At 72.0% G+C, this 18,026-nt stretch carries 20 protein-coding genes; 4 read left to right on the forward strand and 16 right to left on the reverse strand.

The genetic code is table 11. The annotated features are described in order from the left end of the window. Window positions 1–52: 52 nt before the first annotated feature. The 9 genes from SNOUR_RS37220 to SNOUR_RS37255 all read right to left on the reverse strand — a co-directional run bounded on the left by SNOUR_RS37220 (window position 53) and on the right by SNOUR_RS37255 (window position 7,192). A complete protein-coding gene (locus SNOUR_RS37220; RefSeq protein ID WP_067355999.1) occupies window positions 53–619 on the reverse strand; it encodes a TIGR03086 family metal-binding protein in 567 nt (188 codons plus the stop codon). A 330-nt stretch (window positions 620–949) separates the two neighbouring features. Continuing rightward, window positions 950–1,240: a hypothetical protein gene (locus SNOUR_RS46635; RefSeq protein ID WP_159425999.1), complete on the reverse strand. Its 291-nt coding sequence runs from the start codon at window positions 1,238–1,240 to the stop codon at window positions 950–952. A gap of 338 nt (window positions 1,241–1,578) precedes the next feature. Beyond that, window positions 1,579–2,064, reverse strand: a complete 486-nt coding sequence (locus tag SNOUR_RS37225) for a hypothetical protein (protein ID WP_067356002.1) — start codon at window positions 2,062–2,064, stop codon at window positions 1,579–1,581. 122 nt (window positions 2,065–2,186) lie between these two features. Beyond that, a complete protein-coding gene (locus SNOUR_RS37230; RefSeq protein WP_067356008.1) occupies window positions 2,187–3,143 on the reverse strand; it encodes an SDR family NAD(P)-dependent oxidoreductase in 957 nt (318 codons plus the stop codon). A gap of 292 nt (window positions 3,144–3,435) precedes the next feature. After that, complete coding sequence (locus tag SNOUR_RS37235; protein ID WP_312635058.1) at window positions 3,436–4,323, reverse strand: amidase; 888 nt, start codon at window positions 4,321–4,323, stop codon at window positions 3,436–3,438. Further along, window positions 4,242–4,604, reverse strand: a complete 363-nt coding sequence (locus SNOUR_RS48735; protein ID WP_312635060.1) for a hypothetical protein — start codon at window positions 4,602–4,604, stop codon at window positions 4,242–4,244. Before SNOUR_RS48735 ends, SNOUR_RS37235 begins: the two co-directional genes overlap by 82 nt. A 106-nt stretch (window positions 4,605–4,710) precedes the next feature. Further along, on the reverse strand, window positions 4,711–5,043 hold the full coding sequence (locus SNOUR_RS37245) for a hypothetical protein (protein WP_067356015.1): 333 nt from the start codon (window positions 5,041–5,043) through the stop codon (window positions 4,711–4,713). Window positions 5,044–5,156: 113 nt separating this feature from the next. Then, window positions 5,157–5,642: a pyridoxamine 5'-phosphate oxidase family protein gene (locus tag SNOUR_RS37250; RefSeq protein ID WP_067356016.1), complete on the reverse strand. Its 486-nt coding sequence runs from the start codon at window positions 5,640–5,642 to the stop codon at window positions 5,157–5,159. A 149-nt stretch (window positions 5,643–5,791) separates the two neighbouring features. After that, the gene (locus tag SNOUR_RS37255; RefSeq protein ID WP_067356019.1) at window positions 5,792–7,192 is read right to left on the reverse strand and encodes a globin domain-containing protein; all 1,401 of its coding nucleotides are present in this window, start codon (window positions 7,190–7,192) and stop codon (window positions 5,792–5,794) included. Between the two features lie 170 nt (window positions 7,193–7,362). Between SNOUR_RS37255 and SNOUR_RS37260 the strand changes: the two genes are divergently transcribed. After that, on the forward strand, window positions 7,363–8,097 hold the full coding sequence (locus tag SNOUR_RS37260) for a response regulator transcription factor (RefSeq protein WP_067356021.1): 735 nt from the start codon (window positions 7,363–7,365) through the stop codon (window positions 8,095–8,097). Here the strand turns inward: SNOUR_RS37260 and SNOUR_RS37265 are convergent. After that, window positions 8,000–9,835 carry a sensor histidine kinase gene (locus SNOUR_RS37265; protein ID WP_312636223.1) on the reverse strand — a complete coding sequence of 612 codons (1,836 nt, stop codon included), beginning with the start codon at window positions 9,833–9,835 and terminating at the stop codon, window positions 8,000–8,002. The genes SNOUR_RS37260 and SNOUR_RS37265 overlap by 98 nt on opposite strands. A gap of 416 nt (window positions 9,836–10,251) precedes the next feature. On the opposite strand from SNOUR_RS37265, the gene ctaD reads away from it, so the two are divergent. Continuing rightward, the gene (ctaD, locus tag SNOUR_RS37270) at window positions 10,252–11,907 is read left to right on the forward strand and encodes an aa3-type cytochrome oxidase subunit I (protein WP_067356024.1); all 1,656 of its coding nucleotides are present in this window, start codon (window positions 10,252–10,254) and stop codon (window positions 11,905–11,907) included. A gap of 13 nt (window positions 11,908–11,920) precedes the next feature. Beyond that, entirely contained in the window at window positions 11,921–12,139 is a 219-nt protein-coding gene (locus SNOUR_RS37275) for a hypothetical protein (RefSeq protein ID WP_067356027.1), read from the forward strand. A 49-nt stretch (window positions 12,140–12,188) separates the two neighbouring features. Here the strand turns inward: SNOUR_RS37275 and SNOUR_RS37280 are convergent, their stop codons facing one another. The 4 genes from SNOUR_RS37280 to SNOUR_RS37295 all read right to left on the reverse strand — a co-directional run bounded on the left by SNOUR_RS37280 (window position 12,189) and on the right by SNOUR_RS37295 (window position 15,098). Next, window positions 12,189–12,647 carry a winged helix DNA-binding protein gene (locus tag SNOUR_RS37280; protein ID WP_067356029.1) on the reverse strand — a complete coding sequence of 153 codons (459 nt, stop codon included), beginning with the start codon at window positions 12,645–12,647 and terminating at the stop codon, window positions 12,189–12,191. Between the two features lie 146 nt (window positions 12,648–12,793). Further along, window positions 12,794–13,228 carry a hypothetical protein gene (locus tag SNOUR_RS37285; RefSeq protein ID WP_067359110.1) on the reverse strand — a complete coding sequence of 145 codons (435 nt, stop codon included), beginning with the start codon at window positions 13,226–13,228 and terminating at the stop codon, window positions 12,794–12,796. Window positions 13,229–13,310: 82 nt separating this feature from the next. Then, on the reverse strand, window positions 13,311–14,534 hold the full coding sequence (locus tag SNOUR_RS37290; RefSeq protein WP_067356032.1) for a globin domain-containing protein: 1,224 nt from the start codon (window positions 14,532–14,534) through the stop codon (window positions 13,311–13,313). Window positions 14,535–14,654: 120 nt separating this feature from the next. Then, entirely contained in the window at window positions 14,655–15,098 is a 444-nt protein-coding gene (locus SNOUR_RS37295) for an RrF2 family transcriptional regulator (RefSeq protein ID WP_067356035.1), read from the reverse strand. A 190-nt stretch (window positions 15,099–15,288) separates the two neighbouring features. On the opposite strand from SNOUR_RS37295, the gene SNOUR_RS37300 reads away from it, so the two are divergent. Then, window positions 15,289–15,753, forward strand: coding sequence for a cupin domain-containing protein (locus SNOUR_RS37300; protein ID WP_312635072.1), 465 nt, complete (start codon window positions 15,289–15,291; stop codon window positions 15,751–15,753). A gap of 5 nt (window positions 15,754–15,758) precedes the next feature. Here SNOUR_RS37300 and SNOUR_RS37305 read toward each other — a convergent pair whose 3' ends face one another. Continuing rightward, entirely contained in the window at window positions 15,759–17,255 is a 1,497-nt protein-coding gene (locus SNOUR_RS37305) for a sensor histidine kinase (protein WP_067359112.1), read from the reverse strand. Beyond that, entirely contained in the window at window positions 17,248–17,925 is a 678-nt protein-coding gene (locus SNOUR_RS37310) for a response regulator (RefSeq protein WP_067356037.1), read from the reverse strand. Before SNOUR_RS37310 ends, SNOUR_RS37305 begins: the two co-directional genes overlap by 8 nt. Window positions 17,926–18,026: the final 101 nt, after the last annotated feature.

Raw genomic sequence — 18,026 nt, forward strand, 5'->3', positions numbered from 1 at the left:
CGTCATGTAGTTGGGGGCGGTTCGTCGGTGGCGCTGAACGAGGAGTGCCGTTTCAGACGGTGCGACCGAAGTAGGCGGCGATCTCGTCGAGGGCGGGAGCTCCCTCGGGCGCGGGCCTGGACGGGCCGAACAGCCTGGTCTGGGACCGGAGCGCGTCAGGGAACCTGTCGTACCAGCGCTGATGGACGGCCTGGACGGCATCCGGGACCCCGCGGCGGTCCTGGCCGGTGGCGGTGGCCACATCCCAGCCGTGGAGTGTCGCCTCCAGTAGGTGCAGGTCCGTGACCAACGGTCCCTGTCCGCCGCCCGGCATCGGCATCCGACGCTCCACTGCGCCGTCGGTCCGCCAGGCGTCGAGGGCGTCCTCGGCGCCCCGGGCGTAGGCGTCGCCGGGCTGCCGGCCACCGATCTGGTCCTGCGCGAACAGGGAGAAGTCGGGAGCGCCGCCCTGCGCCAGGCGGACGTAGTAGAGGTTGCCGGCCACCAGGTGGTTGGCCAGGGCGTATACGTCGAACTCGGCGCAGGGGGTGGGCTGCCCGTACTGCTCCGGTGTGACGTTCTTCAGGAGCCGGGTGGTGTGGATCAGGGTCTTACCGAGCAGTTCGATGACCTCGGTCACGATGATCTGTGCCCTTTCGTCTGCGGGGGCCCGCCCGCCGGCGCGTGGGTTTGCGCCCCCGTCCTTCGATGCCGTCGGCGGATGTGCCGGTGGCTGCAGAGTGCACCAGATCTAGGACGCAAGGCGCCCTACATGCCGGCGCCCGCCTGGTGTGGGGCCCAACTCGGGGGCATGGGTTGATGGGTAGTCCTGGCTTGTCGGTCATCTCTCTCCCCCCGCGATCGCGCCGCGCCGCCGCCCGCACCGTCGTTGCTGCCGCGCGGCTGCTGGCCCAGCTGCCCCGCCCAAGCGCCTGCCCTCAGCGGCACCACGGGCCCGGACGCTGCCCGGTCACCTGCTGGCGTCGGCGGCTTCGGGCTGCGCGACGTCGCCGTCGGAGGGTGCGGAGGCGGCGGTTCGGGCCGAGGCTTTGAGTCGCCGGTACGCGATCACCACACGTACCAGGACCACCGAGACGAGGGCGCCGACCGCAGCGAGGGCACCCCGTTCCCACCAGGTCACCCCAGGGCCTCGTGCGGTGAACGCCCCTATCAACATGAGGGGCCCGAAGAGCAGAAGAACGAAGACCCGCCAGTTGTTCCACTGCGACCAGGACTCTTGCTGGCGACCGTCGAGCCCCACAGGGAAAATGCAGGCGGCAAGAAGCGTGGGCCATGAGCGCTTGGGTTCGGGGCGTGGGGTTCGCGGCATGGAACCAAGTATCCCAGACAGAGCAAAACGGAAGAATGCGCCTCGTGGCCTTGCCGGTACTGGTACCAATACCGGCAAGGCCGCTGCGCGCCTGTCCGCGCACATGGCCGGGGGAGTCGACTGGTCGCCGCACCGCCGCTGCGGGCGGGGAGTCGAATACCTCTCGGCGCTCGTCGGCCCGGTCGGTGCCTTGACCCGTTGTCGCCGAAACTCAACGGGGACGACCAGTGCCAACAGCGCGGTGGGCCACCAGACATGGGGTATGCCGGTCATTCCTTCTCTCCTTCGTGGGCGAGCACGAATCCGATCGCCTCGCGCAGTTCGTTGAGCGCGTCGGACTCCCGGAAGGTCCCGTGCAAGACGGTCATGAGAATGCCGAGATACGAGAAATAGACGACCCGTGCGCCGCGGCCGGCGTCGGCGTCGTCCAGGCCCGCCCGCGCGAGCACCTCGGTGATCTCGGCGATCAGGGACAGCGCGAGGTTCTGGAAGATCGCCGACTCGTGTGCTCCTCGGACGATGATCGCGGCGTACTCGCGTGAGAGGTCCTCGTCGAGGGCGAAGTGCCGGATGAAGGGCTCGAACAAGGCCATGGCCGTGTCTGCTGCGGTGCTTGCTGCCGTGATTGCCTTGGTGCCTGCGGACGGTGGGACGGCGGGGGGTTTGTCTTGGTCGTCGGTTCTGGCGCGGTGCACGGCATCGATCCAGCTGTCGAAGATCGCGACGAGAAGCGCGTCCTTGTCGCCGACCGACATCACCGTCCCGGTACTGACTGCCGCATTATCCTGTCGCGTCCCGGGGCGCGATGCCCCGTCGAGTGCAGGCTTCAGTTGTGCGATTCGAGCAGGCGGGTTGGTCGCGGTGCGGCCCGCCGGGGCTATCTGCGCCGCGGGTCGGGGTCGAGGCCGGTCAGGTCGCGGCTGGCGTCCCAGAGTCGGGCGGCGACGGCGGTGTCGGCGAGATGACTCCATACCGTTTCTTGCCTGGGGGCGCCGCGCAGCCCGAACACGCGAGGTCCCCACAACTGCCCGCCGTGCACGGCCGGGTCGAGCACCGCTCGGACCGCGGGCCAGGCGGCGGTGTGTTTGCCCTGAACCACAAGGGCGGCGGGGGCCGCGCTCAGTCGCGCACCGACGCGTCGCACATGGACAGGCGGTCGTGACGGGGTGAGGGAGTCCAGGGCGCCGCCGGGATGGACCACCACGCTCGCCGTCGAGCTGCCGGCGGTGCGCAGGCGGCGGTCGAGTTCGAGTCCGAAGTACATCTGGGCCAGCTTGGAACGTCCGTAGCTGCGCTTGGCCCGATAGTCCCGCTGGGACTGAAGGTCGTCCAGGTCCAGCCGTTCCGATTTCGCGGCGAAACTGCCGACGGTCACGATGCGTGCCGCCGGTGCGGCCGACAGCAGCGGCATCAGCCGGGCGGTCAGCGCGAAGTGCCCGAGGTGATTGGTGCCGAACATGACCTCGTGGCCGTCCCGGGTTTCGCGACGTGGTGGGTCATCGAGTGCGACGCCGGCATTATGGACCACCGCGTCGAGGCGAGGCGTCTCCAGCGCGTCCACCACGGTGCTGAGCGACGGAAGGTCGGCGAGGTCCAGCCGAACGGAACGTACCCGCGCGCCAGGCACACGCGAGCGGATCGAGGCCATGGCCGCTTCGGCTTTCGCCGTGTCCCGGCTGCCCAGCACGAGGGTGGCCCCGGTCGCGGAGAGCTGCTCCGCGATGAAGTACCCGATGCCCGCGTTGCCGCCGGTGACGAGGAAGACGCTGCCTTCGGCGCGCGGTAGCCGGTGAACATCCCAAGTGGGGATGGAGGATGAGGATGGGGACGACATGACGGTGCGCTCCGTTGGTCGGAAGGTCGAAAGGGGCACGGTCGCCCCGGAAGGAGCGGCTGGTCGTCCATGGTTCCAGCGGGCACCGACACTTCGCCTATGGACCACCGACAACCGCGCCGGAGGCCCGACATCCCGTCGACCTGCTGCCGACCCGTCGTCGGCATGCCGCGCCGGCCTGCTCAGGCCGATGAGCTGGACGCCTGTGGCATGTCGTCCGCGAACCCGGTGGGCACGCTCACCGCGGGCACGCCGACGAGGGAGGTCACGGTGCACAGGGCTCCCGCCGGCATCATCCGGGCGTGGCTCTCGGCGTCGGTGTCGTCGGGGAGCAGGTCGGCCCCGGGACGGGCTGGGGGCAGGTGGTCCCGAGGAGCGGTGGGTAGCTGTCCAGGAACTTGGCCCAGTCACGTTGGATGCCGAGGCGGGCGCCGGTCTGCTCGAGGAACTCGGTCATGATGAGCTTGCCGTAACACTCCAGGGTCTCGGGCAGCCGGGGGATCTGCACCTCCTCCACGGCGTGGCCCGCCCGCTCCAGGACGGTGGCCGCTTCGTCGATGGCGGCGCGGATCTGGGGGTGGACGCCGACTCCGGCCGGGTCGGCCACGATGCCGACCTTGAGCGGGCCGGTGGGGCGGGGGCCGCATGCGGGTACCGGGACCGCCCGCGGGTCCTCCAGGTCCGCGCCCGCCAGCGCCTCGTATGCCGCGCGCAGGTCGGCGACGGAGCGGGCGATCGGGCCGTCGACGGGGATGAGTTGGGAGGCCAGCATCGGTTCCTGGCCCATGATGCGGTGGTCGGCGGCGAAGCGGCCGTAGCTCGGCTTCAGCGCGGCCACCCCGTTGAAGGCCGCGGGCATGCGCACCGAGCCGCCGGAGTCGCTGCCGAGCCCGAGCGCCGCCATGCCGACCGCCACGGCCACCCCGTCGCCGCTGCTGCCCGCGCCCGGGGTCTTCGACCGGTCCCAGGGGTTGTACGTCCTGCCGTACAACTGGCTCGCGGGGTCCAAGGAGATCGCCAGGTCGGGCATGTTGGTGTGGCCGATCGGGATGGCTCCCGCGGCACGGAGCCGGCGCACCGGCGGGGAGTCGGCCTCGGTCACGTGATCCCGGAACTTCCGCACGCCGTGCGTGGTCGCCCACCCCGCCACGTGGATGTTCTCCTTGACGGTGAAGGGCACTCCGGCCAGCGGGCCGAGGCACGGGCCTGGAGGGTGCCGCCGAGGTGCTCTGCGAGGGCGTCGACGAGAGCCTCGTGGCGAGCGTCCTGGCCGAAGGCGTCGAGGGCCAGCCCGGCAAGAGGCTCGAAGTTGTCCTTTGCGGCCTCGCGGACCGCGAAGGACATCGTCGAACGTATCCGGGCAAGGCCCGCGGCGGCCTTCACACCGCGCCAGAAGCCGGGCTCGGAGTAGCCGGGCTGGGTGTTGAAGAGCACGGCCAGCTGCTGCTCGTCGTCGGTCACGTCCATCTCCTTCGCATAGGCGTCGGATCGGTATCGGCGTGCGGTGGCGGCGAAGGGGCCTGCTCCGTAGGGATTTTCCGCTGAAGTGGGCACGTGTTCCCGGGACTTAGTGGTGTCGGACGGGAGGGCAGTGGCCGGTCTTCTCGCCGATCGTCTTGATCTCGGCGTTGGACCGCGGGTCGCCTGCGTAGTTGATCCGGTTGGTGCACCGTCCGTCGGACTTCTCGGCGGTGCCCGACGGCGTGCGGTGGGCGGCGTTGTGGTTGGTCTGGGGCGTGGCGGTGGAGGGCTGTGCGGTGTTGGCGTCGGCGCTGACCCCGCTGCCGGCAGCGGCGGAGGCGCTGGACGAGGGCGAGGCGTTGGTGCCGCCTCCCTGGCAGGCGGTGAGCCCGAAGCGCCATGGGGCGCGGCCACCGCCAGGCGTCGTCGCGTGGAGCATCGGATTCCTGAGCGGTGAGACACACGGCGTTACGGGGCGCGGATCGCCCGGGCAACGAGGCTGTACGGCTGGCGAGCGGCACGTAGGGTCTGGGCAGGGTGCCTAGCAGCGTCCTAGCGGGACAGCCGCACCCCGGTGACCAGGTCCGGGCGGATGCGCAGGGCGTGGGTCATACGGTGGTCGGTCCAGGGGTGCAGCAATGCCTGGTAGTGGTCCAGGTCGGCGAGGTCCGTCACCAGGTGGCAGTAGCCGGTCACCACCACGCTCCAGCCGCAGTGGGTTGCCGGGTCGATGGCGTCGGCCTCGTAGGCGACGACCACGCCTTCGGCGTCCGCGTGCTCGGTGAGGGTGGCCAGTGCGGCGCCCTCGTGGGTGCGGATGATCACCTCGCCGTGGTGGAGGAGGTGGTTCACCGGGCGGATGGCCGGGAGTGCGTCCTGGGTGAAGACGATGCGGCCCAGCGACACGCTGCCCAGCAGCCGCAGGGCCTCGGTGCGGTCCAGTTCGGTGCTGCGGCGGGACGCCTCGCGGTCGGCCCAGGCCACCCATGCGGTGTCGGTGGTGATGCCGGCGGTGTGCCGGGCCGGGGTGTCGTTCACGGTGTGCTCCCTGTCCTGAGTCTGGCGAGGCTGTCGAGGTCGTCGAGGCGCTGGATCCGTCTGTCAGTAGACGGCCCCCGGCGTAGGGCTGCCAGGGGCCGTTCGGCCCGGGCCGCGCGGAATTCGCGTGCGTCACGGCCCGGTTCGGGTCAGCGTGCCGCGCCGGCTACCACCCCGTCGGCCGGGTGCGCCTCGGGGTGGCCGGCCGACGCGGTCATCAGGTCCGGCACCGGGTCGTGGCGGATGCGGTCGGCCAGCATGCCGCCCGCGACCAGCCGGGCGACCGTGGCACCGACCATGCCGGCCGGACCGCTGACGAAGGCGACATGGCCGGACCACTGCCCGTCCCGGGCCACCGCCTCGGCCAGCGGACCGTACTCGCCCATGGGGCCGTCGGCCGGTGTGACGGGGTCGTCGTCCAGCACCCGGACCACCCGCAGCCGGCCGTGCCGCGCCGCCAACTGGGACAGCGTCTCCGCGTCGTACAGTTCGGTCCGGTTGCGGGCGCCCACGAAGAGGTGCACTCGGCCGGGCGGGCGCAGCGGGAGACCGCCCGTCGAGCGGCGGCTCGCCCACTCCTCCAGCAGCGCCCTGACCGGCGCCCACCCGGTGCCGCCGGCCACCATCAGCAGGTCTCGCGGGTGGTCCTCCTCCTTGAGCGTCATCGTGCCGTGCGCGGGTCCCAGCCGTAGGACGTCGCCGACCCTGGTCCGATTCACCAGCGCCTCGCTGACCCCGTCGGGACCGGTCCGGCGGATGTGGAACTCCACCTCGCCGTCCGGTCGCGGCGCGGAGGCGAAGGAGTAGTGCCGCCACGCCTGGGGCATCAGCGGGGACTCGACCGCCGCGTACTGGCCGGCCCGGTACGCGTACGGCTCGTGCACCCGGACCCGCAGTACGGCGAGGTCCGGGCGGCGCCGTTCATGGGCGGTCACCGTGCCCGGCCAGCACGGGGGTTCGGCGATCGCGGCGTCGGCGCCGTCGACCATCGAGCCCACCGCGAAGCGCAGCATCCGCACCCACGCCTGTTCCACCGCCTCGGCCCAGCGGGGCCCGGCGGTGCGCCGCAGCGCCGCGACCAGTGCGGCCTCGAACGCCTCGTAGTGCACCGGGCGCACGCCGAGCTTGCGGTGGTCGTGGCCGAGCTGCCGGAAGTAGGCGGCCACCTCGGCGGGGCGGTGCAGGTTCTCGATCAAGTACCAGAAGGCGCGGGCGAGATGGGCGCGCTGGAAGTCCATGGACGCCGGGAAGAGCGACCGCAGATACGGCCACCGGGCGAACATCTCGTCGTAGAGGTGGGCGATCAGGTCCCCGAAGGGTGTGACCAGGTCCAGATACTGGGTGATCAGCCGCTGGTCCGCGGCGCCGTCGTAGGAGGTGGCGGCTAAATCCGGTACGGGTGCCCGCCCTTGTCCGAGGATGCGCTGCCGCAGCCGCATCGCGTCGTGCCGGGCGAGCAGGGCGTGGTACTCGCCGCCGACGGTGCCGGGGGCGGACCGGCCGGACGCCTCGGACGGGGCGGGGCACGCGGGCTGGTAGGGCTGCTGCATGGGAACGACCTCCTGACGGGGGGCGTCAGTATCGCAACGCGCCGCCGTGCCCGAAGGGCCCCGTTCCCCCAGGGCCGTTCGGCCCTTGCGCGGGTCGCCGACGCCGACGAACCTCGTGGTCGGGCCCCTTGTGCCCGGCCGAAACCGCGAAGAACCACAGAGCGAGAGCCATGAACCAGCAGTCCGTCCAGCCCGCCACCGCCCGTCCCGTCGCCGGACCGGACGCGCCACTGCGCGTCTTCATCCTCGACGACCACGAGGTGGTGCGCCGGGGAGTGCGGGACCTTCTGGAGGCCGAGGGCGACATCGAGGTCGTGGGGGAGGCGGGGGACGGCCGGCAGGCCCTCGCCCGGGTGCCGGCGATCCGGCCGCAGGTGGCCATCCTCGACGTGCGGCTGGGCGGTACCGAAGGGCCGGACGGGGACCACGAGGGGATCGAGATCTGCCGGGAGTTGCGGGCCCGCGTGCCGGATCTCGCCTGCCTGATGCTGACCTCCTTCGACGACGACGAGGCGCTGTTCGACGCCATCATGGCCGGGGCCGCGGGCTATGTCCTCAAGCAGATCGACGGCACGGCGTTGGTGCGTGCGGTCCGCACGGTGGCGGCGGGGCAGTCGATGTTGGATCCGCGCACCGCGACGCGGGTGATGGAGCGGCTGCGCGGCCCGGTCCGGGACCAGGCGGACGATGCGCCGCCGTCCGCGCTGGATCGGCTCTCGCCCCGCGAGCGGGAGGTACTCGACCTGATCGGCGAGGGATTGACGAACCGTCAGATCGCCGACCGGCTGTTCCTCGCCGAGAAGACGATCAAGAACCGGGTGTCCGCGATCCTCGCCAAGCTCGGGGTGGGCCGCCGGGTCCAGGCCGCGATGGTCGCCGAACGGCTGAAGGAGCCGCGGGCGTGAGCCGGACACCGGGAGCGGCCGGCGACTGACCGGCCCTCCGCGGGGCGGGCCGCCCCGGGGGGCGGTCAGTCGGGCACGGAACGCACCACACGATGCGGGTGCCGCCGCCCTCCGGCGGTTCGACGGTCAGTCGGCCGCCGTGCATCGCGGCCCTGGCCCGCATGTTGGCCAGGCCCCCGGTGTGCGGTGCCGCCCCGATTCCCACCCCGTCGTCCGTCACCGTCAGCGTCACTGCGCCCCCGGTCACCGACAGGGCCACGTCCAGGTGGGCGGCGCGGGCATGGCGGGCGGCGTTGCTCAGCGCCTCGGCGGTCACCGCCACGAGGTGCTCGGCCACCCCGTCGGGGACCGTGGCGTCCACCGGGCCCTCGATCAGCAACGCCGGGGTGAAGCCCAGGGGGCCGGCCGCCCGCTGCACGGTCTCGGTGAGGTCCCGGCGCAGTCCGCGGCCGTCCTTGCCGTCTCCGGTGGTGCGCAGCCCGAAGATGGTGGACCGGATGATCTTGATGGTGGTGTCCAGGTCGTTGACCGCGCGGCCGACCCGTTCGGCGGCCTCCGGCCGCTCTATCAACCGGGTCGCGCTCTGCAGCGTGATGCCGGTGGCGAACAGCCGCTGGATGGCGAGGTCGTGCAGGTCCCGGGCGATCCGATCGCGGTCGTGAAGGACCGTCAGCTCCTCCGACTCGGCCCGCCGGCGGGCGAGTTCCAGGGCGATCACCGCCTGGTCGGCGAAGCCCGATATCAGCGTGACCTCGGCGTCGTCGAACGCGGGCCGGCCGGCCAGGCGGCTCAGCCGCAGCGCACCACAGCCGGTGTCCACCTGGAGCGGTACCGCGACGGCCGGCCCGTATGCCGTGCCGTGCCCCGCGGCCTCGTCGGCCTCCTCGTCCAGCGCTTCCCCGGTCGGCGCTTCCCCGGCCCCGCTCCCGGTGTCCCGGCCCAGCGGATAGGCCCGCGGGTCGGCCCGCAGGTCGGCGCTGACCACCGGCCGGCCGTCGCGCACGGCCATACCGGGCAGCGAGGCGTCGACCGGCACCCGCAGCCCGACGATCCGGCTCGCGCCCGTACCGCACGCCACCGTCACCGCCAGCTGGTCCGCTGCCCCGGTCGCCGGCAGCAGCACCGCCGCACAGTCCGCGCCGGCGACCTCCCTGGCCCGCTCGGCGATCAACCGCAACACCTCGTCCGCGTCCGTACCGGACAGCAGACTGCGGGTGATCTCGCCCAACGCCTCCAACCACCGCTCCCGGCGGCGGCTCTCGTGGTACATGCGGGCGTTGTCGATGGCGACGCCCGCCGCGATGGACAGGGTGGTCACCACCGCCTCGTCGTCCGCGTCGAACGAGCCGCCGCCCCGCTTCTCGGTCAGATAGAGGTTGCCGAACACCTCGTCGCGCACCCGGACCGGCACCCCGAGGAAGGTTCGCATCGGGGGATGGTTGGCCGGAAAGCCGTAGCTGCGCGGGTGCCTGGTCAGGTCGGTGAGGCGCAGCGGCTCGGGGTTGCGGATCAGCTCCCCGAGGATGCCGTGACCGCACGGCGTCCGGCCGATCAGGCCGATGAGCTCGTCGGACATGCCGACGGGGAGGAACTGCGACAACTGCCCGTCGTCCACCACGCCCAGCGCGCCGTACTCGGCGTCGGTGAGGGTGACCGCCGCCTCCACGATGCCTCGGAGCACCTGCGGGAGTTCCAGTCCCCGCCCCAGGCCCATCACCGCGTCGAGCAGGCTGCGCATCCGGTCCGGCGCGCGGAGCTGAGGTCCGCGCGGACCGCCCGCGGGCGGCGCGTACTGCTGCGATTCGGACATGACCGTGCTGCTCCCAAAGATCCCGTGTGTCTGCTCGGCAGCGTACGTGATCATCCCGGCCCGGTCCGCAGGCACCGGCGCCGACCGGCCACTCGGGAGACCGTCCTCGGGGGCCGGCGGCCCCCTGGGAGAGGGCCGATCGCGTTGCGGGGGAGGGCTGTTCGGCCCTGGGGGCCGCGGATGCCACCGGCCGACGATGAGGGGGCCGGGAAGGGCCGGGTCTCCCCCCGTGTCGAAGGCTCTTCCCGGTCCTGGCCGCTTCCCGGCCCAGTTCACGTTTCCGAGGCGGAGGGCACAGCACGGTGGATGGTTGGGAAGTTCAGGCAACGGCGGTCAGGGAACCGGTGCGCGGCCGGGTCACGGCCCGGCCGCGACGCCGGAACAAGGTGGTGGAGTGGCTCACGACCACCGACCACAAACAGATCGGCACGCTCTACCTCGTCTCGGCGTTCGCCTTCTTCCTCATCGGCGGTCTGATGGCCCTGCTGATGCGTGCCGAACTGGCCCGGCCGGGCACCCAGATCCTCTCCAACGAACAGTTCAACCAGGCGTTCACCATGCATGGTTCGGTGATGCTGCTGCTGTTCGCCATGCCGCTGTTCACCGGCTTCGCCAACTGGCTGATGCCGCTGCAGATCGGCGCCCCCGACGTGGCCTTCCCCCGGCTGAACATGCTCGCCTTCTGGCTGTTCCTGTTCGGCTCGCTGATCGCCGCGGCCGGCTTCCTCACCCCGCAGGGCGCCGCGGACTTCGGCTGGTTCGCCTATGCGCCGCTGTCCGACGCCGTCCACTCGCCCGGCGTGGGCGCCGACATGTGGATCATGGGTGTGGCGCTCTCCGGATTCGGTTCGATCCTGGGCGCGGTCAACTTCATCACCACCATCATCTGTATGCGCGCACCCGGCCTGACGATGTTCCGGATGCCGATCTTCACCTGGAACGTGCTGCTGACCGCGGTGCTGATCCTGATGGTGTTCCCGGTCCTCGCCGCCGCGCTGTTCGCCCTGGAGATGGACCGCAAGTTCGGCTCCCACATCTTCGACGCGGCCAACGGCGGCGCCCTGTTGTGGCAGCACCTCTTCTGGTTCTTCGGCCATCCCGAGGTCTACGTCCTCGCCCTGCCGTTCTTCGGCATAGTCTCCGAGATCATCCCGGTCTTCGCCCGCAAGCCGATGTTCGGCTACATCGGCCTGATCGCCGCGACCATCTCGATCGCGGGCCTCTCGGTGACGGTGTGGGCACACCACATGTACGTCACCGGCGGCGTCCTGTTGCCGTTCTTCTCCTTCATGACGTTCCTGATCGCCGTCCCCACCGGGGTGAAGTTCTTCAACTGGATCGGCACCATGTGGCGCGGCTCGCTGTCCTTCGAAACCCCGATGCTGTGGGCCACCGGCTTCCTGGTCACCTTCGTCTTCGGCGGCCTGACCGGCGTCATCCTGGCTTCCCCGCCGCTGGACTTCCACGTCTCCGACACCTACTTCGTCGTCGCGCACTTCCACTACACGCTCTTCGGCACCGTGGTGTACGCGATGTTCGCCGGATTCCACTTCTGGTGGCCCAAGTTCACCGGCAAGCTCCTCGACGAACGCCTGGGCAAGATCACCTTCTGGACGCTCACAGTGGGCTTCAACCTCACCTTCCTCGTCCAGCACTGGCTCGGCGCCGCAGGCATGCCCCGCCGCTACGCCGACTACCTCGCCGCCGACGGCTTCACCACCCTCAACACCCTCTCCACCATCGGCTCCTTCCTCCTGGGCCTGTCCTTCCTCCCGTTCTTCTACAACGTCTGGAGGACCGCCAAATACGGCACGGAGGTCGGCTGCGACGACCCCTGGGGCTACGGCCGCTCCCTGGAGTGGGTCACCTCCTGCCCGCCGCCGCGCCACAACTTCACCGCCCTGCCCCGGATCCGCAGCGAGTCCCCGGCCTTCGACCTGCACCACCCCGTGGTCGCCGACGCCCTCGCCGCGGCGGACCGTCCCACCGTCGACCACTGAGCAAGGAGCGGTCATGCTGTCTCCCGCCGTCCTCGCCCTGGGGGCCACCGCCCTCAGCGCCTCCGGCTGCGTCTGGTACCTGCCCGCGGCGGCCGACCTGCGGGCCGGATCCGACCGCCCCGTCTCCCGGCGCCTGGCGGCCGCCGCCTGTCTCACCGGCCGGGCGACCGTCGCGCTCTCCGCCCTGCTGCTGGCCGCGGCGTCCTGGACCGGGGAGACCGTCGGCCGGTGAGGTCGACGGCCGGCCGGGAGTTCGCCGAGCGCGGCGGTCCTCGGCGCCGTCAGTCCGGCAGATCGCCGTTGCCGCCCAGGTTGGCCACCATGCGGCGCAGGACGTTGATCGTGGTCACGAAGTCCACGGCAGCCACGCCTTCGTGCATCTGCCGGTGCACGCGCAGATTGCGCTCCCCGGCTCGAAGACGCCCCGCCTCGCCCGCCTCGGTCAGCGTCATCGCCCCGGCGTCCTCCGCCAACCAGCCACGGGCGACGAGGTCGTCGAAGACGTCGTGGAAGTCGATCCCGAGGTCCTCGTACCGCGCCAGCCGCTCGATCAACGTCTCCCGGGTCCACCGGCCCGGAGCCCCGGCGACGTGGTTGAGCGTCCACCAATGCGGCTGGGTGAGATCCTCCACCGCCAACTGGGCACGCAGGGCCCCGACGACCCGTCGGTACGCCTCGCCGCTCCACGCACCGATGGGCTGAGCGGCCAGTTGCTCCTGCGGATAGTCCTTGAGTGTCACGTCGACGCGCCTCCTGTAGGGATCACCTGGACGCGCTCAACGTAGGACCTCAAGTCCAGTTGAGATCAAGCCGGTTCCGGCGGCGGCATCCCGTTCGGCTCCGCGGCACGCGCCTGGAGCGCCGTCGCCGCCGCAGGACGGCTCTCTCAACTGCCGTACGCCAGCGCCGTGATGCCCAGCGCCAGCAGCGTGCCGACCTTGACGGTCTCGAAGGCGATGTAGACGAGGTGGGCGCGGGACCGGGGGAGTGTTTCGCCGGCGAGCACGCGGTCGGAGCGGCGGTTGAGGACGGGGCGGACGGCGGTGAGCTGGACGGCCAGGAGTAGTGCGCCGAGGACGGTCAGGACGACGACCGGGGCCGGTGGGGAGGCGAGGGCGACGGCGGTGACGAGCACCACCGCCAAGACCGCCTCCACCGCGTTGAGGGCCCGGAAGACCAGTCGACCGATGCCGAGTCCGAGGGGGATGGTGACGCCGGGGGCACGGAACTTCAGCGGTGCCTCCAGGAAGGAGATCGCCAGGACCATCCCGAGCCACACGAAGGTGGCCGCGACGGCGACGGCGGCCGCGGTGCCGTTCATGGCGCCGGTGTCATGGAGGGCGTGCATGCGCGGGGTGTCCTCTCGTCGCTTCGGTACATCTGGTCGGCCTGCGGGACGTGGCCTACTGCTGCGCCAACCAGAGGTCGGGGCCGAACACTTCGTAGTGGACCGCCCGTGGCGGGACCCCATGGCGGAGCAGGTCGCCCCGCAGGGTACGCATGAACGCCAAGGGGCCGCAGAGGTAGGCGGTGACGTCCTCGGGCAGGGGCAGCCCGCTGATGTCGGCCCGGCCCGAGGAGACCGTCACCGGAGCCGAGGCGGAGGCGGTCGCCGATGCCTGGTGGCCCGGATCCTCGTACCACAGGTGCAGCGAGGCGTGGGGCAGGGCGCACACCAGCCGGCGCAGTTCGTCGCGGTGCGCGTGGTCGGCCGGGGAGCGGTCGGCGTGGACGACGGTGACCGGCCGGGGCGATCCCGTGGCGACCAGGTGGTGGAGCATGGCGAGCACGGGGGTGCCGCCGATGCCGGCGGAGGCCAGCAGCAGCGGGGCGTCGCCGTCCGGCAGCGTCAGATCTCCGAACGGGGCGGAGACAGGGAGCACCTCGCCGACGCGTGCCCGGTCGTGCAGCCAGGAGGACACCTCGCCGGCCGGTCCGGCCCCCGCGCGGACGCGTTTGACGGTGAGCCGCCACTCGGGCCGTCCGGGCGCGCCGGACAGGCTGTACTGGCGGATCTGCCGTGCGCCGTCGGGGAGTTCGACCCGCACGCTGACGTACTGGCCGGGGCGGAAGGGGTGGGCCGGGGTGCCGTCGGCGGGGCGCAGGATGAGCGCGAGCGTGTCCGGGGTCTCCTCGTGCCGGGCGACGACCGTCATGCGCTGCCAGGTGCCGCCTTCGGGGGTGCCGTGCTGCTCGTAGAGCCGGGCTTCGACGGCTATCAGCGCGTTGGCCATCAGCCAGTAGACCTCGTCCCAGGCGTCGGCGACCTGTGGGGTGACGGCCTCGCCGAGGACGTCGGCGATCGCCGCGAACAGATGCCGGTGGACGACCTTGTACTGGTCGGAGGTGACGCCGAGCGAGGCGTGCTTGTGCGCGATCCGGGCGAGCATCGCGTCCGGGCGGGTGTCGGGGTGCTCCAGCAGCATGCGGGCGAAGGCCGCGATGGAGCCCGCCAGGGCCTGCCGCTGCTCGCCGTTGGCCTGGTTGCCGCGGTTGAACAGGTCGTGCGACAGCCCCGGATGGGCGTCGAACAGCTTCCGGTAGAAGAGCGCGGTGATCTCCTCGATGGCGGCGCCGACGGCGGGGAGCGTTGCCTTGACGACGGGTGCGGACTGCTCGGAGAGCACGAGCCACCTCCATATAACTCGTAGATGATCTACCAATTTTTGCGTGCGGTGAGTCGCCCGGGCGTCGGGGCGGCTCGGTGGGTGTGCCCCGAAGCGGGGCGCGATGGTGCGGCGGGACGGTCAGCCGGGGCGCGGACCGGTGAGGCTGATCAGCACCGGACCGGTGGGCGATGCCACGACCTCCGACACCGTCAGCGGGTCGAGCGTGGCGTAGAACGCCTCCTGTGCCTCGCGCAGCGCCCGGCGGAGCCGGCAGGCCGCTCGCAGCGGGCACGGCGGGTCGCCCTCGCAGGCGACGACCTCGTCCTCGCCCTCCAGCTCGCGCACCAGCCAGCCCACCGATGCCTGGTGTCCCAGGCCGGTGAGCTCCAGCCCGCCGCCGCGGCCCCGGCGGGCCTCGACCACGCCGAGATGCTGGAGTCGGCTGATCGCCTTCGCCATGTGGGTGTACGGCACGTCCATCGCCTCGGCCACCTCGCGGGTGGTCAGGGGAGCGCCCGGCTCCGCGACGGCCAGGCGCATCACGGCGCGGAGTGCCAGATCAGTGAACTTCGTCAACCGCACGCCATGACGGTATCAAATACGCATGCTAGGTTCGTATTCAGGGGTGGGTTCCGGGGTGGCGACGCGGTGTCGGGGTGTGCTAACCCTCGTGCCGTGGGCCGCGCCGGAGAAGAGCTGGGGGAGCGAGGGACGCGCACGGACCACGTGGATCGTGCGCACCACAGGGACACGCAACGGATGGTGACCATTGATGGCTGACGCCCCCCGAACCGGCGGCGCCGAGACCCCCGGCGCCGAGACCCCCGGCGGCGAGACGCCCGGCGGCGAGCCCTCCAGCGGCGCCGCCCCCGGTGGCCCGGTGCCGCGGCTGCTCTGCGACGCCCAGCAAGTCGCCGCCGAGGCCCCTGGCCCGGCCGGTGTGCTCTGGCGCCTGGCGGAGTCCGGCCGCCAGCTCGACGCCAACGTCATACGGATCCCGCCCGAGGGCCGCATCGACACGCACCTCGAACCGGACCTCGATGTGCTCCTCTACGTAGTGTCCGGCGACGGCACCGTGGAGACCGAGCAGGGCCCGCAGCCGCTCGCCGAAGGCGGCCTGCTGTGGCTGCCCCACGGATCCCGCCGCAGCATGACCGCGGGCCCCGGCGGCCTGGCATACCTCACGGTGCACAGGCGCCGCCCCGGTCTGCAGATCAAGAACCGCACCGTCTCCTGACCCTGCTACGGGCGGTGGCCGGTGGATCGGGCCGGGCCCGGCAGGGTGACGGTGAAGTGCGCGCCGCCCCCGTCCGCGTCGCCGACCTCGATACGGCCGCCGTGCCGGTGGACGACGTCCCGGACGATGGCCAGACCCAGGCCGGCCCCGCCCTCGTCGCGGGTGCGGGCGTCGTCAAGGCGGATGAAGCGGGTGAAGACCCGCTCCCGATCGGCCGGCGGGACTCCGGGGCCGTCGTCGATGACGTCCAACGCGACGGCGCCGTCCGCGCCATGGCCCACCGCGACGCGGACGGTCGAGCCGGCGTGCCGCTGGGCGTTGTCCAGCAGATTGCCCAGGACGCGGGCGAGTTGGGTGCGGCTGGCGTCGACCGGGAAGGACCCGTCGGGGAGGGCGGCGGCGACCGGGAGGCGGTCGCCGGACCGGTGGGCCAGTTCGTCGCGGACGAGCTCGGCCAGGTCCAGGCGCTGCGCGCGGGGCTGTTCGCCGGCGTCCAGTCGGGCCAGGAGCAGCAGGTCGGACGCGACGCGCTCCAGTCGGACGGTGTCCTCGATCAGACCGTCCAGCTCCAGCAGGTCCGGATGGGCGCGGGCGACCTCCAACTGGGTACGGAGGGAGGCGATCGGGCTGCGCAGTTCGTGGGACGCGTCGGCGACGAACTGCCGCTGCCGCTCCACCGATTGCTCCAGCGCGGCCAGCGTGGCGTTGGTGGTCCGAGCGAGCCGGGCGACCTCGTCGCGCGAGGCGGGCTGGGGGACCCGTCGGGACAGGTCGCCGTCCGTGATCTCGGCGAGTTCGGCCCGGATGCCCTCCACCGGACGCAGGGCACGCCGGGTGACCAGCCAGGTCACCGCCGCGACGACGAGCAGCAGGGCGGGCAGACCGATGAGCATGGCGTCGCGGACCCCGCTCACCGCTTGGCGCTCGGTGTTGAGGGAGGAGCCCGCGTAGACGGTGACGATCTGTCCGTTCGGGGCGGTGGCGAGCAGCCCGGCGACCCGGAACTGCTGGCCGTCGGGGTGGTCGTCGTGCAGCCTCAGGGTGAGCGTGCGGAACGCGACATGGGCGGCGGCCGAACCGCGGGCCGGGGCGTCATCGTCGTCGCCGTGGTCCCCGTGCTCGTCGTCCGACGTCCCGGTGCGATGCGGCGCGTGGGTGAAGTCGGCCAGCGGCGGGGCGTGATGGAGATCGTCGCCGGCGGCCAGCACCGTGCGGTCGGCGCCGACCACCTGGACGGGCCGGTCGTCCTCGTCGGGCAGGTCGAGCCGGTCGAAGGGCGTGCCGACGGCGACCTGGGTGGCGACCTCACGGGCGGCCACCTCCGCCTGGAGGCCGGCGCTGTCGACGAGGTTGCGCTGCAGGACGGCGAGGACCGCGACACCGGCCGCGACCAGGGCCAGGGCGACCACCAGCGTGGACGCCAACGTGGTGCGGGCCCGGACGGAACCCCACCAGCGGGGCGGGCGCGCCGGCGGCTCCGGTGCGGCGGGCCGGTCAGTCACGGTCGGCCGCCAGACGGTACCCGGCCCCACGCACGGTGGTGATCGAGCGGCGGCCGAACGGGGCGTCGATCTTCCGGCGCAGGGCGCTGATGTAGACCTCGATGATGTTCGGGTCGCCGTCGTAGGCGAAGTCCCAGACGTGCTCCAGGATTTCCGCCTTGGAGACCACCTGGCCGGGCCGCGACGCCAGATATTCCAGGACCGCGAACTCCTTGGCGGTGAGCGTGATGTCCGCTTCGCCGCGGGCGCAACGGCGGCCGTTCGGGTCCAGGGTCAGGTCGCCGAGCCGGAGGACGGGGCTGCCGCCGCGGGTCCGGCGGCGCAGCAGCGCGCGGACGCGGGCCAGCAGCACCACGTACGAGAACGGCTTGGTGAGGTAGTCGTCGGCGCCGGTGTCCAGACCCTCGGCCTCGTCGTACTCGCCGTCCTTGGCGGTCAGCATCAGGATCGGGGTCTCGTCCCCGGTCGCGCGCAGGGTCCCGCAGAGGCGGTAGCCGTTCATCCCGGGCAGCATGATGTCCAGGATGAGCAGGTCGTAGCCCTGGGTCGTGGCCAGGTGCAGACCCTCCCGGCCGTCGTGTGCCACGTCCACGGCGAAGCCCTCCGCCGCCAGCCCCTTGGCCAGGGTGGTGGCGAGTCGTTTCTCGTCCTCCACGATCAACAAGCGCATGCCGTCAGCCTGCCAGACCGCACCTGAAGCACTCTTCAGGAAGCTTCAGCCCCGCTCCGGCTCCGGGACGGCGCGCCGGCCCCGCCCCCGATCGGCCCGCC

This window comes from Streptomyces noursei ATCC 11455 (assembly GCF_001704275.1).
Taxonomy (GTDB): Bacteria; Actinomycetota; Actinomycetes; order Streptomycetales; family Streptomycetaceae; genus Streptomyces; species Streptomyces noursei.